Annotated in this window: 12 protein-coding genes and 1 pseudogene; 6 read left to right on the forward strand and 7 right to left on the reverse strand. The window is 72.4% G+C overall.

The genetic code is table 11. The features are described 5' to 3' along the window. Positions 1-16 precede the first annotated feature (16 nt). Complete coding sequence (locus HLI28_RS03290; RefSeq protein WP_171246084.1) at positions 17-721, reverse strand: excalibur calcium-binding domain-containing protein; 705 nt, start codon at positions 719-721, stop codon at positions 17-19. 313 nt (positions 722-1,034) lie between these two features. Here HLI28_RS03290 and HLI28_RS03295 point away from each other — a divergent pair, with 313 nt between their 5' ends. Further along, positions 1,035-4,706, forward strand: a complete 3,672-nt coding sequence (locus tag HLI28_RS03295) for a TM0106 family RecB-like putative nuclease (protein ID WP_171246085.1) — start codon at positions 1,035-1,037, stop codon at positions 4,704-4,706. A 133-nt stretch (positions 4,707-4,839) separates the two neighbouring features. On the opposite strand, the gene HLI28_RS03300 is transcribed toward HLI28_RS03295, so the two are convergent. Both HLI28_RS03300 and cspE read right to left on the reverse strand, forming a co-directional pair. Continuing rightward, positions 4,840-5,442, reverse strand: coding sequence for a hypothetical protein (locus HLI28_RS03300; RefSeq protein ID WP_343035615.1), 603 nt, complete (start codon positions 5,440-5,442; stop codon positions 4,840-4,842). Between the two features lie 319 nt (positions 5,443-5,761). Then, a complete protein-coding gene (cspE, locus tag HLI28_RS03305) occupies positions 5,762-5,965 on the reverse strand; it encodes a transcription antiterminator/RNA stability regulator CspE (protein ID WP_171246087.1) in 204 nt (67 codons plus the stop codon). A 609-nt stretch (positions 5,966-6,574) separates the two neighbouring features. Between cspE and HLI28_RS03310 the strand changes: the two genes are divergently transcribed. Both HLI28_RS03310 and HLI28_RS03315 read left to right on the forward strand, forming a co-directional pair. Beyond that, a complete protein-coding gene (locus HLI28_RS03310) occupies positions 6,575-7,876 on the forward strand; it encodes an ABC transporter substrate-binding protein (protein ID WP_171246088.1) in 1,302 nt (433 codons plus the stop codon). 436 nt (positions 7,877-8,312) lie between these two features. Next, a complete protein-coding gene (locus HLI28_RS03315) occupies positions 8,313-9,347 on the forward strand; it encodes a hypothetical protein (RefSeq protein WP_171246089.1) in 1,035 nt (344 codons plus the stop codon). Between the two features lie 451 nt (positions 9,348-9,798). On the opposite strand, the pseudogene HLI28_RS03320 reads toward HLI28_RS03315, so the two are convergent. The 4 genes and pseudogenes from HLI28_RS03320 to HLI28_RS03335 all read right to left on the reverse strand — a co-directional run. Beyond that, a pseudogene (locus HLI28_RS03320) lies at positions 9,799-10,575 on the reverse strand (ABC transporter ATP-binding protein); the annotation flags it as partial. Continuing rightward, on the reverse strand, positions 10,572-11,483 hold the full coding sequence (locus tag HLI28_RS03325) for an ABC transporter ATP-binding protein (protein ID WP_171246090.1): 912 nt from the start codon (positions 11,481-11,483) through the stop codon (positions 10,572-10,574). The pseudogene HLI28_RS03320 and the gene HLI28_RS03325, both read right to left, overlap by 4 nt. Next, positions 11,473-12,477, reverse strand: coding sequence for a branched-chain amino acid ABC transporter permease (locus HLI28_RS03330; protein WP_171246091.1), 1,005 nt, complete (start codon positions 12,475-12,477; stop codon positions 11,473-11,475). The genes HLI28_RS03325 and HLI28_RS03330 overlap by 11 nt, the downstream gene beginning before the upstream one ends. 13 nt (positions 12,478-12,490) lie before the next feature. Next, complete coding sequence (locus tag HLI28_RS03335) at positions 12,491-13,912, reverse strand: branched-chain amino acid ABC transporter permease (protein ID WP_171246092.1); 1,422 nt, start codon at positions 13,910-13,912, stop codon at positions 12,491-12,493. 397 nt (positions 13,913-14,309) lie between these two features. Between HLI28_RS03335 and HLI28_RS03340 the strand changes: the two genes are divergently transcribed. The 3 genes from HLI28_RS03340 (at position 14,310) to HLI28_RS03350 (ending at position 18,183) form a co-directional block, all read left to right on the forward strand. Continuing rightward, complete coding sequence (locus HLI28_RS03340; RefSeq protein ID WP_171246093.1) at positions 14,310-16,526, forward strand: prolyl oligopeptidase family serine peptidase; 2,217 nt, start codon at positions 14,310-14,312, stop codon at positions 16,524-16,526. A gap of 77 nt (positions 16,527-16,603) precedes the next feature. After that, positions 16,604-17,896 (forward strand): inorganic phosphate transporter, encoded by a 1,293-nt coding sequence (locus tag HLI28_RS03345; protein ID WP_171246094.1) that lies wholly within the window; start codon positions 16,604-16,606, stop codon positions 17,894-17,896. Beyond that, positions 17,893-18,183, forward strand: coding sequence for a hypothetical protein (locus HLI28_RS03350; protein ID WP_171246095.1), 291 nt, complete (start codon positions 17,893-17,895; stop codon positions 18,181-18,183). The genes HLI28_RS03345 and HLI28_RS03350 overlap by 4 nt, the downstream gene beginning before the upstream one ends. The last annotated feature ends 11 nt before the right edge of the window (positions 18,184-18,194 follow it).

An 18,194-nucleotide genomic window follows, 5' to 3' on the forward strand; every position in this document is an offset into this window, starting at 1 on the left:
GGTCGTCGAGCGACGGCTACTCCCCCTCCTCGCAGGCGATGCCGTTGCCGTTGGGGTCGAGACCGCTGCGGTAGCCGGGCGAGCCCTGGTAGATCGGCGCGGCGCCGTCCTGACGGGCGGCGTCGCAGTTCCAGTACCACCACTGGCCGCCGCCGTCGTCGTCCCTCTTGTCGTTCCCCTGCTGCTGTTGCTGCTGCAGCTGCTGCTGCTGGGCGGCCTGGTCGTCGAGCTCGGCCTGTCGGCTGACCAGCTGCGACTCCTTCTCCGCGATCTCGGACTCGCGCTCCTTGAGGGACTTCTCCCGTGCCTCGAGCTCGGCGGCACGCTCGGAGAGCGCCGCCTTGTCCTCGGTGACCTCGGCCTCCAGCGCGGCGGCCTGCTCGACCTGTCGTTCGGCGTCGGCGATGGCCTGGCGGGCGTCACCGGTCTGCACCATCGAGAACATCACGCCGACGATGACCCCGAGGGCCAGGCAGGCGACGGCGACCCCCGCGACGAGCACGGTCGCCGGACGCTGCCGCCGACCGGTGCGTGCCTCGCCCCGGTTCGTGTCGTGCCCCGGTGGGTTCGGCGGCGCGGCGGCGGGCTGCTGCGGCGGGACCGGCGTCGTGGCGCGCGCGGTGGGGTGCGGGTCGTGCACCGGCCTCGCGGACCCGTGCGCCGAGGCCCGGGTGGCCGACGGTGCGGGCGGCGGACCGGCGTCGGGTCGCACGGGTGCCATGACCGTGGTCGCCCCCGGGTCGCCCGCACCCTGGGGCGGGGCGGAGGGCACGGCTGCGGCGCGCGTCGTCGCAGCAGGCGCAGGCTGGGGCGGGGGCGGGGAGTCCTCCACCCAGTACTGCCATCCCGGAGGCGCCGGGGGCCACGAGGGGTCGGGTGCCCAGTGCGCGTCTGGCCGGAACCCTGGGGGGACCTGCCAGCCGGGCGGGGGGTTGAATCGCACGGTCATGGGTCTCCTTCGGCGTCGTGCGGCCCCACTATGGCGGAAACATCCCCTTCAGGTCCATGTCGGCGGTCGCTGGTAGACCTGGGACATGTTCCTCCTGGACGGCCCCGGTGAGCCGCGGCTCGTGCACTCGGCCAGCGACCTGGTCGTGGCGGCCGAGTGCGAGCACGCGCTCCTGCGGCGTCTCGACGAGGTCCTGGGCCGGGTGCCGGCGAAGCCCCGGGACGCCGACGAGATGCTGGCGCGCACCGTCGCGCTCGGCGAGGCGCACGAGGCGTCCGTGCTGGAGGACTTCCGGGCCCGGTTCGGCACCTCGCCCGACGACGGCGGCCCCGGCGGGGTGCTCGAGGTCCCGGCGCCGCGGCGCATGGCGTACGACGACCTCGTCGCCGCGCACTCCGCGACGCTCGCCGGGCTCGAACGCGGGGCCGACGTCGTCTACCAGGCGGCGTTCTTCGACGGGAGCTTCCACGGGCGGGCCGACTTCCTGGTGCGCGACGCCGGCCCGGGCGACGGGAGCCCCCGTTACGGCGTCTGGGACACCAAGCTCGCCCGGCGGGAGAAGGTCCGGGCCGTGCTGCAGCTCGCCGCGTACGCCGACCAGCTCCTCGCCGCCGGGATCGACCCCACCGACCACGCCCACCTGGTGCTCGGCACCGGCGAGATCACCGAGCACGCGCTCGCCGAGGTGCTGCCGGTGTTCCGGGCGCGGCGTGACCGGCTGCTCGACGTCGTCGCCCGGCACGTCGAGGAGGGAGCGCCGGTCGAGTGGGACGCCCCGGGGCACGTCGCCTGCCAGCGGCTCGGCGTCTGCCCGGACTGCGCCGAGTCCGCCGCCACGCATTCCGACGTGCTGCTGGTCGCCGGCGTCTACGCCCCGCAGCGGGCAAGGCTTGCCGGGGCCGGGATCACGACGATGAAGGACCTCGCCGGTGCCGAGCAGCCCCCGGCGGGGATGGCGGCCGACCGGTTCGCCGGCCTGCAGCAACAGGCCGGGCTGCAGCTCGGCACCGACCCGGGCGACGGCTCGGTGCTGCTCGAGACGCCCGAGGGGTCGCGTGAGCTGCGCTGGGCGCTCACCGACCCGGCGCCCGTGGAACGTCTGCCACCACCGAGCGACGGGGACGTGTTCTTCGACTTCGAGGGCGACCCGCTGTGGGCTCCCGCGGACGCGCTCACCCCGGCCGAGTCGGGGATCGACTACCTCTTCGGCTGGGTCACCCGGGACCTGGACGTCGAGGGGCGGCCGTCGTTCCACGCCCTGTGGGCGGACACCTGGGCCGAGGAGGCCGACGCCCTGGTGCGGTTCGTGGACACGATGGCCGAACGCCGTCGTCGGTGGCCCGACATGCACGTCTACCACTACGCGGCCTACGAACGGACGCACCTGCTGTCCATCGCGGCCCGGCACGGGGTGTACGAGGACGAGGTCGACGAGCTGCTGCGTTCCGGGGTGCTCGTCGACCTGTACGCGACGGTGCGGTCGGCGATCCGGATCTCCGACCGCTCCCGGTCGATCAAGAAGCTCGAACCGCTGTACATGGGCGACGAGGCTGCCCGGTCCGGCGTGACCGACGCCGCGACGTCGGTGGTCGAGTACGCCGAGTACTGCGAGCTGCTGGCCGCGGGGGAGCACGACGAGGCCGCGCAGCGCCGCGAGGAGATCCTCGACTACAACCGGTACGACTGCCTGTCCACGCTGCGGCTGCTGGACTGGCTGCGCTGGGCGCACGACGAGGTGGTCGGCCCGGTCGAGCGGCCGGTCGCCGAGCCGCTGCCCCTGGAGGAGCCCACCCCCGAGAACCCGGAGAGGGCCGCCCGGGAGGCGCTCGAGGCCGAGATCCGGGACGCCGTCGCGCACGCGCACCCCCACGAGCCCGCCGAGCGGGCGGCCGCCCGCGCACTGAGCCTGCTGGGCGCCGCGGTCGGCTACCACCGGCGCGAGGGCAAGCAGTTCTGGCAGGCGCACTTCTCCCGCATGCAGCTCCCGCCCTCCGAGTGGCCGGGTCGTCGTGCGGCCGCTGTCGTCGAGGGCGGGCGCGTCCTCCGGGGCTGGGAGGTCGAACCGGGCAAGCGGGCACCGTCGCGTCTCCTGGCCCTGACGTGTTCCGCCGTGGAGGGGAGCGAGCTGCGCGCGGGAGCGAGCGCGTTCCTGCTGTACGACGTGCCGTGCCCGCCGGTGGTCACGAACGTGGGACCGCTGGCCGAGCGGTGGTTCCACGGCAAGATGGCGATCGCCGAGGTCGAGCGGGTCGTCGACGGCGACCGTGAGCTGGACGTCTTCACCGTGCGGGAGCACGTGGGGGCCGGCCAGGAGACGCACGACGACCTGCCGTGCGCCCTGAGCGTCAACAGCCACGTCCCCGCCGGCCCGCTGGAGACGGCCACCGAGGAGGCCGGGCGGGCGGCGCTGGAGGCCTGGCGTACCGAGGAGACGGCAGGCGTGCCGATGGCGGACCGGCTGCCCGCCGGGCCGATGACCGACCTGCTCCAGCGACGTCCCGCCCGGGTCGCCGGGGGACTGCCGACACCGGCGGTGGGGCCGGACGGCGAGCCCGACGTCGTCGCGGCCGTGGAGCGGGCGGTACGGGCGCTCGACCGGTCGTACCTCGCCGTGCAGGGTCCGCCCGGCACCGGCAAGACCTACCTCGCCTCACACGTCATCGCGGCGCTGGTCGCCGACGGGTGGCGCGTCGGCGTCGTGGCGCAGTCGCACGCCGTCGTGGAGAACCTGCTGCACGGGGTGCTGAATGCCGGCGTCCCGGCCGAGCAGGTCGCCAAGAAGCTGCCCTCCGGCGTCTCACCGGCGCAGGCGGGGACCCCGTGGCAGGACGTCAGCGCCGACGGGCTGCAGGTCGTCGCCGCCGAGGCCGGCGACGCGGGCCGCGGCTGCGTCGTCGGAGGGACGGCCTGGGACTTCGCGCACGAGAGGTGGGCGCCGGAGGGCCTGGACCTGCTCGTCATCGACGAGGCCGGGCAGTTCGCGATCGCCAACACCGTCGCGGTCGCGCGGGCGGCGGCACGGCTGCTGCTGCTCGGCGATCCGCAGCAGCTGCCGCAGGTGTCCCAGGGGGCGCACCCCGACCCGGGGGTCGCCGGGTCGGCGCTCGGCTGGCTCGCCGACGGCCACGAGACGCTGCCGGAGGAGTTCGGCTACTTCCTGCCCGCGTCCCGGCGGATGCACCCGGCGCTGTGCACGGCGGTGTCCGAGCTGGCGTACTCCGGTCGGCTGCACGCCCACGCCTCGGTCCACGGGCGCTCCCTGGACCCGGTGGAGCCCGGTGTGCACGAGGTGCTCGTCGACCACGCCGGCCGGGCGGTGTCCTCGGCCGAGGAGGCCGAGGAGGTGGTCCGACAGGTGCGGGCGGTGCTGGGCCGACCCTGGGTCCGGGCTCCCGGCGCGGAGCCGCGGGACCTCGGGGCCGCGGACGTCATCGTGGTCGCGGCCTACAACGCGCAGGTGCACACGATCCGCCGCGCGCTGGCCCGGGCCGGCCTGGACGACGTGCGCGTCGGCACGGTCGACAAGTTCCAGGGCCAGGAGGCGCCCGTGGCAGTGCTGTCCATGGCCGCCTCCTCGCCGGAGGACGTGCCCCGGGGCATGGGGTTCCTGCTCAGCCGGAACCGGATCAACGTCGCGGTCTCCCGGGGGCAGTGGCGGGCGGTCGTGATCCGCTCGCCGCGGCTGACCGACTACCTGCCGACGTCGGTGACGGACCTGCAGCAGCTCGGGGCGTTCCTGCGCCTCACCGCTCGCTGAGGCGTCCCCCGACCCCGACCACCGACCCGCGAGTCAGCACACCCCTCCGCGAGTCAGGACGATCTGGGACGAGTCAGGACGATCTGCAGCGAGTCAGGACGATTTGCGACGAGTCAGGACGGGACTGCGCGAGTCAGAAGTCGAAACCGCCGCCGTCGCCACCGAAGAAGTCGCCGAGGCCGCCGCCGCTCTCGTCGCCGCCGCCGAAGAACCCACCGAACATGCCGTCGTCCCCGGCGGCCTCCGCGCCACCGGCATCCGTGCCCGCGGCCTCGGTGTCGGCACCGGCGTCCGCCCCGGCCTCGCCGGCTTCCCCCTCGCCCGCAGCGGCCGCGTCCTCGGCGACCGGCGTCGTCGGGTCGCCGAACGCAGGACCGAACATCGCGTTGGCCACGGCCGAACCGATGACGACACCGGCGACCGTGCCGAGGAGGCTGGATCCCATCATCGAGCCGAAGCTCGGGCCCCTGGCACCGGTAGCAGCCCCCGGCCCGCCGGAGCGGAACGTGTTCTCCAGGGTGCCCGGGTTGCGCATCTCGGCGCGGGTCGCCATCCGGGCCAGCGACTGCGGGTCGTCGGTGGTGGCGCGCTCGGAGGCAGGCACCGTGGCGCCGACCTCGGTGAGGACTTGGCGGCGCTGCTCCGGAGTGAGCTGGGCGAACGCCTCGGCATGGGCCTGCTCGACGGCGTCCGGCGGGGCGGTGCGCAGCAGGTAGCGGTAGCGGTCGATCGCCACGTCGTCGGGTGAACGGTGCGAGGTGGGACCCGCGCTTCGCGGGTCCGCGGACGACGGTGCGGGCGTGGCGTACCCGCGCGGGGTGCCTCCGCCCGTCATCCCGGGGATGGAGCGCTCGTCACGTGACCTGCCGAGGAGTCGGTCGAGGAATCCCATGGTGGTGGAACGGTTCGTGGTCCCCCGGGGTTCCCGGGGGAACCGGGTGGGGCGGGCGGTCCCTGGAGACGACAACGGCCCGCACCCGCCGCCGTGAGGCAGCGAGTGCGGGCCGTGCGAGTCTCGGGTGCGTGCCGCCGTCAGGAAGCACGCGGACGAGAGATCAGAGCGGGCGAACGTTCTCCGCCTGCGGACCCTTCGGGCCCTGCGTGACGTCGAACTCGACCTTCTGCTCCTCGTCCAGGCTGCGGTAGCCCTGCGTCTGGATCGCGGAGAAGTGGACGAACACGTCAGCGGTGCCGTCCTCGGGAGCGATGAAGCCGTAGCCCTTCTCGCTGTTGAACCACTTCACGGTTCCGGTGGCCATGGGTACTCCTTCAAGAGCTCGCAGTCCCCGCCTGTCGGGGACCGCGCATCACGGTGTTCGTCGTCAAACTCTTGTGGAACCAAGGTCCGCCGGTGCGCCGGGGTCAATCCTGAACGACCCCGCCTCCCGACGCAGGACGGGGGTCCGTCCGGTACGAGCAAGACACTGCAACGGCCCTAACGGTACGCGAGCGGAAGTCCTCGCACCAGCACATCGGCGAGATTCTCGGTCCGATTGTCCCGAACATCACCCGCGACGGCGTCCGGAGGCCGGTCCCGACCCCAGCTCGGGTGCCCCGTGAGTCGATCTGTACCCGGTGTGAGCTCCCGTGGTCCGGTCCCGGACGGGGCGGCCGCCTCGACGCGGGCGGTGCCGTGACGGTGGTGATGGGGAGGTCGGCAGCACCGTGACCAGGCTGTTCGCCCGGAATCCTGCGGAATCCGCCAGCCCGGCAGGCCTATCTCGCCGGGGTGAGCCAGATCACAGGTTCGTCACGATCTGTCGAGAGTGACGGATCTGACACATGTATGTCACACATGAGGACTAGTTTCAGCGCCACTACATGCGGCATTGAGTGCCGTGGCACGCCCGACCCCGAAAGGGAAACTCATGACTCGACGCATGACGGCCGCGAAGGGCCTCGCCCTCGCCGCGGCGCTCAGCCTGGGCCTGACGGCCTGCGGCTCCGACGACTCGGCCGACGAGGCCGCGGACACCTCCGAGGAGTCGATGGACGAAGGGTCGGCCGACCCCCTGACCATCGGCACCATCCTCCCGGTGACCGGGACGCTGTCCTTCCTCGGCCCGCCCGAGATCGCCGGCGTCGGTCTGGCCATCCAGGACATCAACGAGGCCGGCGGCGTGCTCGGCAACGACGTCGAGGTCGAGTGGGGCGACTCCGGTGACAACACCGACCTGACGGTCGCGAACTCGACCGCGACGGACCTCATCTCCAAGGGTGCGGACGCCGTCATCGGCGCTGCGTCGTCGTCGGTCTCCCTCGGTGTGGTCGACGTCTTCGCCGAGGCCCAGGTGATGCAGATCTCGCCGGCGAACACCGCGGCCGACCTCTCGGGCTACGGCGACTTCTACACGCGCACCGCCCCGCCGGACACCGTCCAGGGCGCCGCGCTGGGCTCGCTGATCCTCGACGGCGGACACCAGGACGTCGCCATGATCGTCCTCAACGACGCCTACGGCACCGGTCTGCGCGACCACACCCAGAGCGCGATCGAGGCCGGCGGCGGCACGGTCGTCTACGGCGCCAACGGCGCCGGCGAGGAGTTCCCGCCCGGTGAGACGAACTTCGGTTCGCAGGTCTCCGCGGCGCTGGGCACCGACCCGGACGCCCTCGTGGTCATCGCCTTCGAGGAGACCGTGGCCGCGGTGAACGAGCTCGTCGCCCAGGGCTGGGACTTCGACGGCACCACCTACTTCACGGACGGCAACCTGTCCGACTGGAGCGGTGACTTCGACGAGGGCACCCTCGCCGGCGTCCAGGGCACGCTGCCCGGTGCGCAGGCCGAGGACGACTTCAAGGAGCGCCTGAACACCTGGCACGAGGAGAACGAGGGTGCGCCCCTCGACGGCTACTCCTACGCGGCCGAGTCGTACGACGCCACCATCCTGGCGGCCCTGGCGGCCGTGCGGGGCGAGGGTACCGACGGCGTGACGATCTCCGAGAACATCGCGGCCGTCTCCGGCGCCGAGGGCGGCACCGAGGTCACGACCTTCGCCGAGGGCGTCGAGGCGCTCGAGGCCGGTGAGGAGATCGACTACACCGGTCCGTCGGGCACCGGCCCGCTGAACGAGGACAACGACCCGTCGTCCGCGTTCATCGGCATCTACGAGTACGGCGACGACAACACGTACACCTACGTGCGGCAGATCGAGGGCCAGATCGGCGGCTGACGCCCCGGTCGAGCCTGCCGGGAGGTTCCTCCCGGTCTGCTGACGACGGCCCGGTCTCCTCTGCGGAGGGGACCGGGCCGTCGTCGTCCACACGCTGTCCCTCGGCGTTCGCCCTCCGCCGCGGGTCAGGGCGCTCCGCCCGCGAATCAGGGGGCTGCCCGCCGAGTCAGGGCGCTGCCCCGCGGGTCAGGGGGCTTGCCGCCGAGGCAGGGTGCTGCCCCGCGGGTCAGGGGGCTTCCCGCCGAGTCAGGGCGCTGTGCCGCGAGTCAGGGCGCTGTGCCGCGAGTCAGGACGAGTTCCGGCCGGGCAGGAGCCCCCGGGAGCGCACGTCGCCCCTGAGCGGCCGTGCGGGCTGTCGGTCGTCCACAGCGCCGTTCGTCCACCGAAGGCCCGCACGACCCGCCCTCCGCGGGCCGTGTCGCGCGAGTCTCGTCGCATGAGCGATCCACCGCACCTCCCCGCCATCCACCGCCTCGAGCAGATCCTGTCGACGATGGCGGTGCCCGGATCACCGCTGCGCACCATGCTGTCTGCCGACCGGGCGTGCCCACCGACGGTCCCTCGAGCGGTGGACCTCTCCCGCGCGGACCGCGACCGCATCGCGGCCCAGGTGGCGCAAGGAGCACTGAGGTCGGACCGCGGTGTCGTGACACCGACCGGCCACGGCGACACCGAGCACGCCGAGGCCGTCCTGGCGGGTGTCCGGGCGCTGGTGAGCTCGTCGCGCAGCCGCATCTGGTTCAGTCATGCGACCGCCGCGATCCTGCACGGTGCGTGGAGCTATGCGACTCCTGCGCTCGTCCATGTCACGCACGTCGTGAAGCCGCGGGTCTCCCTGACGGCGGAGCCGACGGTGCGGCGGCACTTCACGTGCCTGCCGACCCGGGAACAGGACCTGATCGAGGGCGTTCCGGTGACTTCGCCCGAGCGGACGCTCGTGGACTGTCTGCGGACGTTGTCGCCGGAGGGAGCGCTCGTGGTGGCCGATTCCCTGTTTCGCCGCGGCGCCGACCCGCGGGAGGTCTCGCGGATCATGACGGCCTCGGCGGGCAAGCGAGGAATGATCCAGGCGCGCCGGCTCCTCGACGTCTGCGACCCACGATCGGGATCCCCCGGCGAGACCGTCGCGCGGTTGATCGCCATCGATGACGGCCTGCCTCGGCCCGAGTGCCAGATGGAGGTGGCGACGACGTCGGGCACGCGGTTCGTCGACTTCGGTTGGCCGGAGATCGGCGTGGGTGTCGAGTTCGACGGTGCCGTGAAGTACTCGGGAGGGTCCTTCGGTGTGCCGATCGAGGTGCTGCGGCGTCAGGAGCGACGCCACGCCGAGATCGCCGAGGCCGGTGTCGAACTGGTGCGGCTGGGCTGGGACGACCTGGCCGATCGGTACGACCCGGGAGCGTCCATGCGCGAGGCGTACTACCGACGGCTGGGACCCCGCCGGAGCGCCGCCGTCGGCCGCGCTTCTTGACGGCGGATCCGGGCGGAGACGGTCCCGGGCCGTCATGCGTCACGCCCCGCAGTCGACCGACGGGCGACCATGCGCCCCGAACACGGGTTCTCGACGGAGGACGGCGACGGCGGGCGCCCGGGTGAACCCGGACGCCCGCCGTCCTCACTCGTCCGTCAGGACTCCTGACTCGCGCGGAGGGGTCCTGACTCGCGCTGGGCTGCCCTGACTCGTGCAGGGCCGCCCTGAGTCGCCGGGGAGAGGTCCCTCCTCAGGCCTCCCCGTCCCGGGAGGCCCGCGGGGTCTCCGTGGCCGGCTCGGCGTCCTTCGTCCGCTCGGTCTCCGAGGCCGGCTCGGCGACGTCCGTGCGCTCGGCCTGGTCCGTCGCGTCGCTCTCCGGCAGCCGGTCGGCCCCCCGGGCCTGGTCCGCCTCCCGGGCCTGGTCCGCCTCCCGGGCCTGATCTGCCTCCTCGACGTCCTCGGCCAGCGTGCCCAGGTAGAGCGAGATGACCTTCGGGTCGTTGAGCAGCTCGCGCCCGGGGCCGGAGTAGGCGTCGGTGCCCTGGTCGAGCACGTAGCCGCGGTCGCAGATCTGCAGGCAGCGACGGGCGTTCTGCTCGACCATGATCACCGAGACGCCGGCCTTGTTGATCATGCGGGTGCGCAGGAACGTCTCGTCCTGGCGCACCGGCGACAGGCCGGCGGACGGCTCGTCGAGCAGCAGCACCGACGGGTTCATCATGAGCGCCCGGGCCATCGCGACCATCTGACGCTCACCACCCGACATGGCGCCGGCCCGCTGGGCGCGGCGGTCGTGCAGGACGGGGAACAGGTCGCCGATGAACTGCCAGCGCTCCGTGAAGATCTTCGGCTTGAGGAACGTGCCCATCCGCATGTTCTCCTCGACCGTCAGCGAGGGGAACACGTTGTTGTTCTGCGGCACGTACCCGACACCCTGGGCGACCAGTTTGTTGGCCTTCATCCCGGTGATGTCCTTGCCCTGCAGCGTGACGGTGCCCGAGTGGATCTTCACCAGGCCGAACAGGGCCTTGAGCAGCGTCGACTTCCCGGCGCCGTTGGGGCCGATGATCCCGACGAGCTCACCCTGACGGACCTTCAGCGAGCACTCGTTGAGGATGTTCACCCCGGGCAGGTAGCCGGCCACGAGGTTGTCGGCGTGGAGCAGGAGATCCTCCGTGGGGACGTCGTCGATCGGCGTCTCCCGCGGAGCGGTGGTGGTCTGGCTCATCGTTCCTCCTCCTCGGCCTCGTACCGGGCGAGGACCGCCGGGTCGAGCAGCGAGTCGTCACCGAGGTCGGTGTCGTGGTGGGCGCCGAGGTAGGCGTCCACCACGGCCTCGTCCTTCATCACGCTGCTGGGCGGCCCCTCGGCCACGATCCGGCCCTCGGCCATGACCACGACCCAGTCGCTGATGTGCCGGACGGCGTGCATGTCGTGCTCGACGAACAGCACGGTCATGCCCTCGTCGCGCAGCGCCTGGACGTGCCCGAGCAGGGACTGGACGAGCGCCGGGTTCACGCCCGCCATGGGCTCGTCGAGCATGATCATCGTCGGGTCGGTCATCAGCGCGCGGGCCATCTCGAGCAGCTTGCGCTGACCGCCGGACAGCGAGCCGGCGTAGTCGTTCGCCTTCGTGTCCAGCTTGAACCGGGCGAGGATCTCCATGGCCTTCTCGGTGGAGTCGGCCTCGTGCTTCTTCCACAGGAACGGCAGCCAGGACAGCCACAGGTTCTCCCCGGGGTTGTCCCGGGAGGCCAGCAGCATGTTCTGCAGCACGGTGAGCCGTCCCAGCGCCTTGGTCAGCTGGAACGTGCGGACCACACCCGCCTTGGCGACCGCGGCACCGCTCTTGCCGGACAGCGACCGTCCCTGGAAGGTCCACTCGCCGGTGTTCGGGGTGTCGAACCCGGTGAGCAGGTTGAAGAACGTGGTCTTGCCGGCACCGTTCGGCCCGATGAGGGCGGTGATGACGCCCTCCTGGACCTCCAGGTGGTCGACGTCGACCGCCGTCATGCCGCCGAACCGCCGCACGACGTGGTCGGCGACGAGGATCGGGTCGGGCTTGGCCGCCCCGGGCTCGTGGGCGACGTCCGCCAGCGACGTGCTGCGGGCCGTCGTCGTCTCGTCAACGGACATTGAACGCCAGCTCCTTCTTGTTCCCGAGGATGCCCTGTGGCCGGAAGATCACCAGGCACATCAGGGTGATGCCCACGAGCATGCCGCCGATGTACTCCACCTGGGTGGTGGAGATGACGTTACCGACGGCGGTGTCCTCGGACAGGGCGCGCATCCCGGTGCGCATGAACATGTAGGCGGTGAAGAAGATCATCGACCCGAGCACCGGACCGAAGACGGTCGCGGCACCACCGAGCAGCAGGACGGTCCAGACGAAGAACGTCATGGTGCGCCCGCCCATCGAGTCGGGGGAGATCGCCAGGGGTATCGCGTAGACCACGCCGGCCAGCGCACCGATCGCCCCGCCGAGCACGAGGGCCTGCAGCTTGTACGAGTAGACGCTCTTGCCGAGCGCCCGCACGGCGTCCTCGTCCTCACGGATGCCCTTGAGCACGCGGCCCCAGGGGCTGCGCGTGATGAGCCAGACGAAGATCAGCACCAGCGCGACGAGACCCCAGGCGAAGATGCGGGTGAACCAGGAGTCCGACCCGGTGTTGATGTACTCGAACGGGCCGAGGGCGAAGCGGCCCTCCGGCAGGAACGACAGCGCGTGGAACGGGTCCTTGTAGTAGCGGCCCTGCAGACCGGAGGCGCCGCCGGTCCACTCCTGCCAGAGGGTGGACCGGCCGAACCATCGGACGATCTCCGCGGCGGAGATGGTCACGATCGCCAGGTAGTCGCCGCGGAGCTGCAGCGTGGGCATGCCCAGCAGCAGGGCGAACACGACGCCGGCGGCGATCGCGATGAGGAACGCGAGCCAGATCGGGCCGCCGAGGGTCAGCGTGATGCCGAACCCGTAGGCGCCCAGGAGCATGAAGCCGGCCTGGCCCATGTTGAGCAGTCCGGTGTACCCGAAGTGCAGGTTGAGGCCGATCGCGGCGATCGCGAAGGCCGCCGTGGTCGGGGCGAGGATCTCGCCCGCCGACTGCGTGAGGATGCGCAGGAACTCTTCCATGGTGTGACTCCTTTCAGCCGACCCGCTCGCGGCGGCCGAGGATGCCCTGCGGCCGGAACAGGAGCACGAGGATGAGGATCACCAGGGCCGACGCGTAGCGCAGGTCGCTGGGGATGACGAGGTTCGACAGCTCGACGACCTGGCCGATGAGCAGCGATCCGACGAACGCCCCGAGCGCGGTGCCCAGGCCTCCGAGGGTGACGGCCGCGAACATGAGCAGCAGGAGCTGGATGCCGAGCTGCCAGTTGAAGGAGCCGAACGAGGTGCCCCACATCAGGCCGGCCAGCGCGGCGAACCCGGTGGCCATGACCCACACGAGGCGGATGATCTTGTCGGGGTCGATGCCGGTCGCCGAGGCCAGCGCCGGGTTGTCCGACACGGCACGGGTGGCGCGGCCGATCCGGGTCCGGGTGAGGAACCAGGCGATGCCGAGCACGCACACCAGGGCGACCAGCATGGAGATCCACGAGGCGGCGCTGAGGGTGATGCCGACGATCGTGATCGGTCGCGGGTTGGACGACAGGATCCGCTCGGAGCCACCGCCGATCAGCAGCTGGATGACGTACTGCAGCGTGATCGAGAGGCCGATCGAGACGATCATGAGCTGCATGACCGGCACGTTGCGCTTGCGCAGCGGGCGCCAGATGCCGGCGTCCTGGGCCCAGCCCGTCATGCCGCACACCGCGATCGTGAGGATGCCGCCCAGCCAGATCGGCATGCCCATCACGTTGATGGTGAGGAAGCCGAGCGCGGCGCCGAGGGCGAACTGCTCGCCGTGGGCGAAGTTCGACAACCCGGTCGTGCCGAACACGAGGTTGAGGCCGATGGAGGCCAGCGCCAGCAGGAGCCCGAACCGCAGCCCGGAGCCGATCTGCTGCCACAGCTGACCCCAGTTGAAGTCGCGCTGGGAGGCGTCGCCCTCCGGGGCGGCGCCCACGCCTTCGTCGCCGCCCTCCGGGGCCGTCCCGGCGGTCGCGGAGTCCTCGGCGGTCTCCGACGGCGCCGCAGGTGCCTCGGCACCGCTGCCGACCCGGAAGGCGGCGCGGGCCGTGGCGCCGGTCTGGGCGACGACCTCTCTCTCGAGCTCGGCGCCCTCGGGCAGCTGTTGGTCGTCGGGGAGCGTCGAGGGGTCGATGGCCACGACGTAGCGCCCGACCTCCGGCACGGCGACCGCCACGGGCCGCTCGTCCGTCGTGATCAGGTCCGCCGTGAAGCCTTCGCCGGTCACGAGCAGCTCCACCCCCGCGACGTGGTCGTTGTCGGCGGTCAGGACCATGCCGGCCACGCAGGCCGTCTCGTTGTCGGGCTGGCAGGTGGCGTCGTCGGTGCTTGCGGTCGCGGGGTGCGCGACGAGCATCGCCGGTAGCAACGCGAGAGCGACGGCGGCGATCGCGCGCCGGGTCCTCCTCGCGAGGTCGAGTCGGTCCGCTGTCATCGGACGAGTCCTCCGGTGGGTCAGGGTCGTGCGCCCGGGTCCACCCGGGACTGCGCTGCACCCCTCGACAGCCATGCAGCGGCGCTGAAGGCCCTGTTGACGATCTCGTGGTGCGAGCGTGCCGGGCAGTGTAGCCGCGTGGTGTGACCTGGATGACACTAGTAGGTCACACCGGGGCCTCCGAGGCGCCCGTGGAGGCGGGCAGAACCGCCACGACGGGCCGATTCGGCCTCGGGGAGCAGAAAAACTGTTGCCGAGACGTGATCAACCGTGTGCGGCGTGCCGACCGCCGTGGCCAAGCGATGCTGTCGGGCCCTGCACCCGTCACGGCGTCTGCGGCGGGTATCCGCGAGAGTCCGCACCGGGGACACGGCGGCCGGACCCGTACGCTGGCCGGGTGCACGACGACGCCGCCACCGCAGGCCCGCCCGAGCCCGGCACCCCGCCGGCCGCCGACCGCCGACCCACCACCCGGAGCCACCACGGCCACTCCTTCGTCGACGACTACGAGTGGTTGCGCGCCAAGGAGGACCCCGAGGTGCTCGCGCACCTGGAGGCCGAGAACTCCTGGACCCAGGACCAGCTCGCCGGGCTGCGGCCGTTGCGCGAACGCATCGTCGGCGAGATCAAGGACCGCACGCTCGAGACCGACCTGTCGGTCCCGACCCGCCTGGGCGGGCACTGGTACTACGTGCGCTTCACCGAGGGCGAGCAGTACCCGGTGCACGCGCGCGTGCCGGTGACCGACCCCGAGGACTGGACGCCGCCGGTCCTCGAGCCCGGGCAGGTGCCCGCCGGCGAGCAGGTGCTGCTCGACCAGAACGAGGCGGCGGCCGGGCACGACTTCTTCTCGCTCGGGTCGTTCGCGGTGGCCCCGCGGGGCGACCGGCTCGTCCACGCGGTCGACACCACCGGCGACGAGCGCTACACGCTGCGGGTGCGCGACCTGAGCACCGGGACCGACCTGCCGGACGAGATCGACGGAACGTTCCCGGGAGCCGTCATCACCCCCGACGGGCGGTACGTGTTCTACCCGACCGTCGACGACGCGTGGCGGCCGTGCACGATCTGGCGGCACGAGGTCGGCACCCCGGTGGCCGACGACGTCCAGGTCTTCCACGAGCCGGACGAGCGGTTCTGGGTGGGGGTGGGGCTGTCGCGCTCCCAGCAGTACCTGCAGATCGAGCTCGGCTCGAAGATGACCGGCGAGTGCTGGCTGCTCGAGACCGACGACCCGACCGGCGCGTTCCGGCCCGTCTGGCGGCGGCGCGAGGGCGTCGAGTACACGGTCGAGCACGCCGTCCTGCCCGGCCGGGGCGACGCCCTGCTGGTGCTGCACAACGACGGGGCGCAGAACTTCGAGCTGGCGGTCACGGACGTGCCGCCGCGCCACGACGGGCACGACGACGGCGGGGCCGACGGCCTGGACCCGGCGGACGCGACCGTCGTCGTGGCCCACGACCCCGGGCTCCGTCTGGAGTCGGTGGACGCGTTCGCCGACCACGTCGTGCTGGGCGTGCGCCGGGACGCGACCCCGCGGGTCGCCGTCGTCACGCTGGCGACCCTCGCGCCGGACGCCCCGTGGACGCCCCGCGAGCTGGACTTCCCCGAGGCCCTCTTCTCCGCCGCGCCGGGCGAGACGCCCGAGTTCGCGGCGCCGCTGGTCCGGGTGGAGTACACGTCGTTCGTCACGCCGGCCACGGTGCTCGACGTCGACCTGGCCACCGGGGAGCGCCTCGTGCGCCGCCAGCAGCCGGTGCTGGGCGGCTACGAGCCCACCGACTACGCGCAGCAGCGCGCGTGGGCGACCGCCGAGGACGGCACCCGTGTCCCGATCTCGCTGGTGTGGAAGCGGGACGCCGTGACGCTGGACTCCGCCGGGACCGGTGCGGACCCGGCGCCGCTGCTGCTGTACGGCTACGGCGCCTACGAGATCAGCGTCGACCCGTTCTTCTCGGTGCCGCGGCTGTCGCTGCTGGACCGGGGCGTCGTCTTCGCCGTGGCCCACGTCCGTGGCGGCGGCGAGCTGGGGCGCGCCTGGTACGAGGGCGGGCGGCTGGAGCACAAGCGCAACACGTTCACCGACTTCGTCGCCTGCGCCCGCCACCTGGTCGACGCCGGGTGGACGAGCCCGGAGCGCATGGTGGCCGACGGCGGCAGCGCCGGCGGGCTGCTCATGGGCGCGGTGACGAACCTGGCGCCGGAGCTGTTCGCCGGTGTGCTGGCGGGCGTGCCGTTCGTCGACGCGCTGACCTCGATCCTGGACCCGTCGCTGCCGCTGACGGTGGTCGAGTGGGAGGAGTGGGGCAACCCGCTGGCCGACGCCGAGGTCTACGCCTACATGCGCTCGTACAGCCCGTACGAGAACGTGCCCGACGACGCCTCCCACTACCCGCGCATCCTCGCGGTGACGTCGTTGCACGACACCCGCGTGCTGTACGTCGAGCCTGCGAAGTGGGTGGCCCGGCTGCGGGCCGCCGGCGCCCCGGCGCTGCTGAAGATCGAGATGTCCGCGGGCCACGGCGGCGTCTCGGGCCGCTACGCCCGCTGGGAGGAGATCGCCTTCGAGCACGCCTGGACGCTGGACGTCCTGGGCCTGGCCGACGACGAATGAACGGAAGATGAACACTCGGTGAACTCGGCGTCGACGGGGGCCTGAGTGGTCACGACCTGTTCACCGCGGGCGCAACCATGGGCGGCGTGACAGAGACGCTCCTTCTCGTGCTCGTCGTCGTGACCGCGCTGGCCTTCGACTTCACGAACGGATTCCACGACACCGGCAACGCGATGGCGACCTCGATCGCCACCCGGGCGCTGCGGCCCCGCACCGCCGTCCTGCTGTCCGCCGTGCTCAACATGGCCGGGGCGTTCCTGTCCCTGGCCGTGGCGGCCACCATCGCCAAGGGGCTCGTCGACGCCGGCGCGATCAGCCTCGAGGTGGTGTTCGCCGGTCTGGTCGGCGGCATCGTGTGGAACCTGGTCACGTGGTTGTTCGGGCTGCCCTCCAGCTCGTCGCACGCCCTGGTGGGCGGCGTCGTCGGGTCGGTGCTCGCCGCCGCCGGGACCGAGGGCGTGCTGTGGACCGGGGTCGTGGCCAAGGTGCTGGTCCCCGCCCTGCTGGCCCCGGTCGTCGCGATCGGCGTGGCCGCCACCGGCACCTATCTGGTGGCACGCCTGACGCGCGGCATCGACGACAAGGTCACCGGCCGGGCGTTCCGGTGGGGTCAGGTCGGCTCGGCCTCGCTGGTCTCCCTCGCCCACGGCACGAACGACGCCCAGAAGTCGATGGGCATCATCCTGCTGGCGCTCATCACGGCCGGTGCCGTGCCCGCCGACTCGAGCGTGCCGTTCTGGGTCATCTTCTCCTGCGCGTTCTTCATGGCGCTCGGCACCTACCTCGGTGGATGGCGCATCATCCGCACTCTCGGCAAGGGGCTCGTCGAGATCGACAGCCGGCAGGGGATGGCCGCCGAGACCTCGTCGGCCGCCGTGATCCTGCTGTCGAGCTACTTCGGCTTCTCGCTGTCGACGACCCACGTCGCGACCGGGTCGATCATGGGGTCGGGCGTCGGCATGCCCGGGGCGACGGTCCGCTGGGGAGTCGCCGGGCGGATGCTGTCTGCCTGGGCGCTGACGCTGCCCGCCGCCGGGATCGTCGGCGCCGCCTGCTACGGGATCCAGCACGGCGTGGGCGGTCTCCTCGGCACCCTCCTCGTCCTCGCGCTGCTGGTCGGCGCCGCCACCGCGATCTGGGTGGCCTCGCGTCGACGGCCCGTCAACCACACCAACGTCAACGAGCAGTGGGACGAGCGGCACGACGGCGGTCTGCGCCGGAGCGTGACGGCCCCCGACGCCGCGGCCCCGGACGTCACGACCGCTGACGCCGCCGGCACGGACGCCCCGAGCGAGGACGAGATCCACGCGCGCCGCGCCAACGCGCTGGCGTACACCACCGACCGACCGAGCGACGAGGAGCAGCGGTGAACGAGTACATCGAGTGGGGTGCGCTCGGCCAGGTCGTCGGCGCCGGGCTGGTCGTCGGCGCGGGGATCCCGGCGCTGTTCGCCCTCGCCCTGCGGCTGCTGGCCGGCACCACCGCCCCGCCGCAGGAGCGGCACGACGCCTCGACCGGCCCGGCCGAGGTCCCGGGTCCTGTCGTCATCGCCCGTCCGCCGCTGTGGCGCCTCGTGGGTGCCCTGCTGTGCTTCGCGGTGGTGATCGGCGCCGTCGCGAGCGGCATCGTCTTCCTGGCCGCGGGCGGGCACAGCTAGGGACCCGAACG

The organism is Isoptericola sediminis (genome assembly GCF_013085345.1).
GTDB classification, from domain to species: domain Bacteria; phylum Actinomycetota; class Actinomycetes; order Actinomycetales; family Cellulomonadaceae; genus Isoptericola; species Isoptericola sediminis.

Excerpts from the sequence above, each read along its gene's own strand:
- HLI28_RS03315 (WP_171246089.1), top strand. The coding sequence starts at position 8,313 with ATGAGCGATCCACCGCACCTCCCCGCCATCCACCGCCTCGAGCAGATC.
- HLI28_RS03295 (WP_171246085.1), top strand. The coding sequence starts at position 1,035 with ATGTTCCTCCTGGACGGCCCCGGTGAGCCGCGGCTCGTGCACTCGGCC.
- cspE (WP_171246087.1), bottom strand. The coding sequence starts at position 5,965 with ATGGCCACCGGAACCGTGAAGTGGTTCAACAGCGAGAAGGGCTACGGC.
- HLI28_RS03290 (WP_171246084.1), bottom strand. The coding sequence starts at position 721 with ATGGCACCCGTGCGACCCGACGCCGGTCCGCCGCCCGCACCGTCGGCC.
- HLI28_RS03310 (WP_171246088.1), top strand. The coding sequence starts at position 6,575 with ATGACTCGACGCATGACGGCCGCGAAGGGCCTCGCCCTCGCCGCGGCG.
- HLI28_RS03325 (WP_171246090.1), bottom strand. The coding sequence starts at position 11,483 with ATGTCCGTTGACGAGACGACGACGGCCCGCAGCACGTCGCTGGCGGAC.
- HLI28_RS03335 (WP_171246092.1), bottom strand. The coding sequence starts at position 13,912 with ATGACAGCGGACCGACTCGACCTCGCGAGGAGGACCCGGCGCGCGATC.
- HLI28_RS03345 (WP_171246094.1), top strand. The coding sequence starts at position 16,604 with ATGGGCGGCGTGACAGAGACGCTCCTTCTCGTGCTCGTCGTCGTGACC.
- HLI28_RS03330 (WP_171246091.1), bottom strand. The coding sequence starts at position 12,477 with ATGGAAGAGTTCCTGCGCATCCTCACGCAGTCGGCGGGCGAGATCCTC.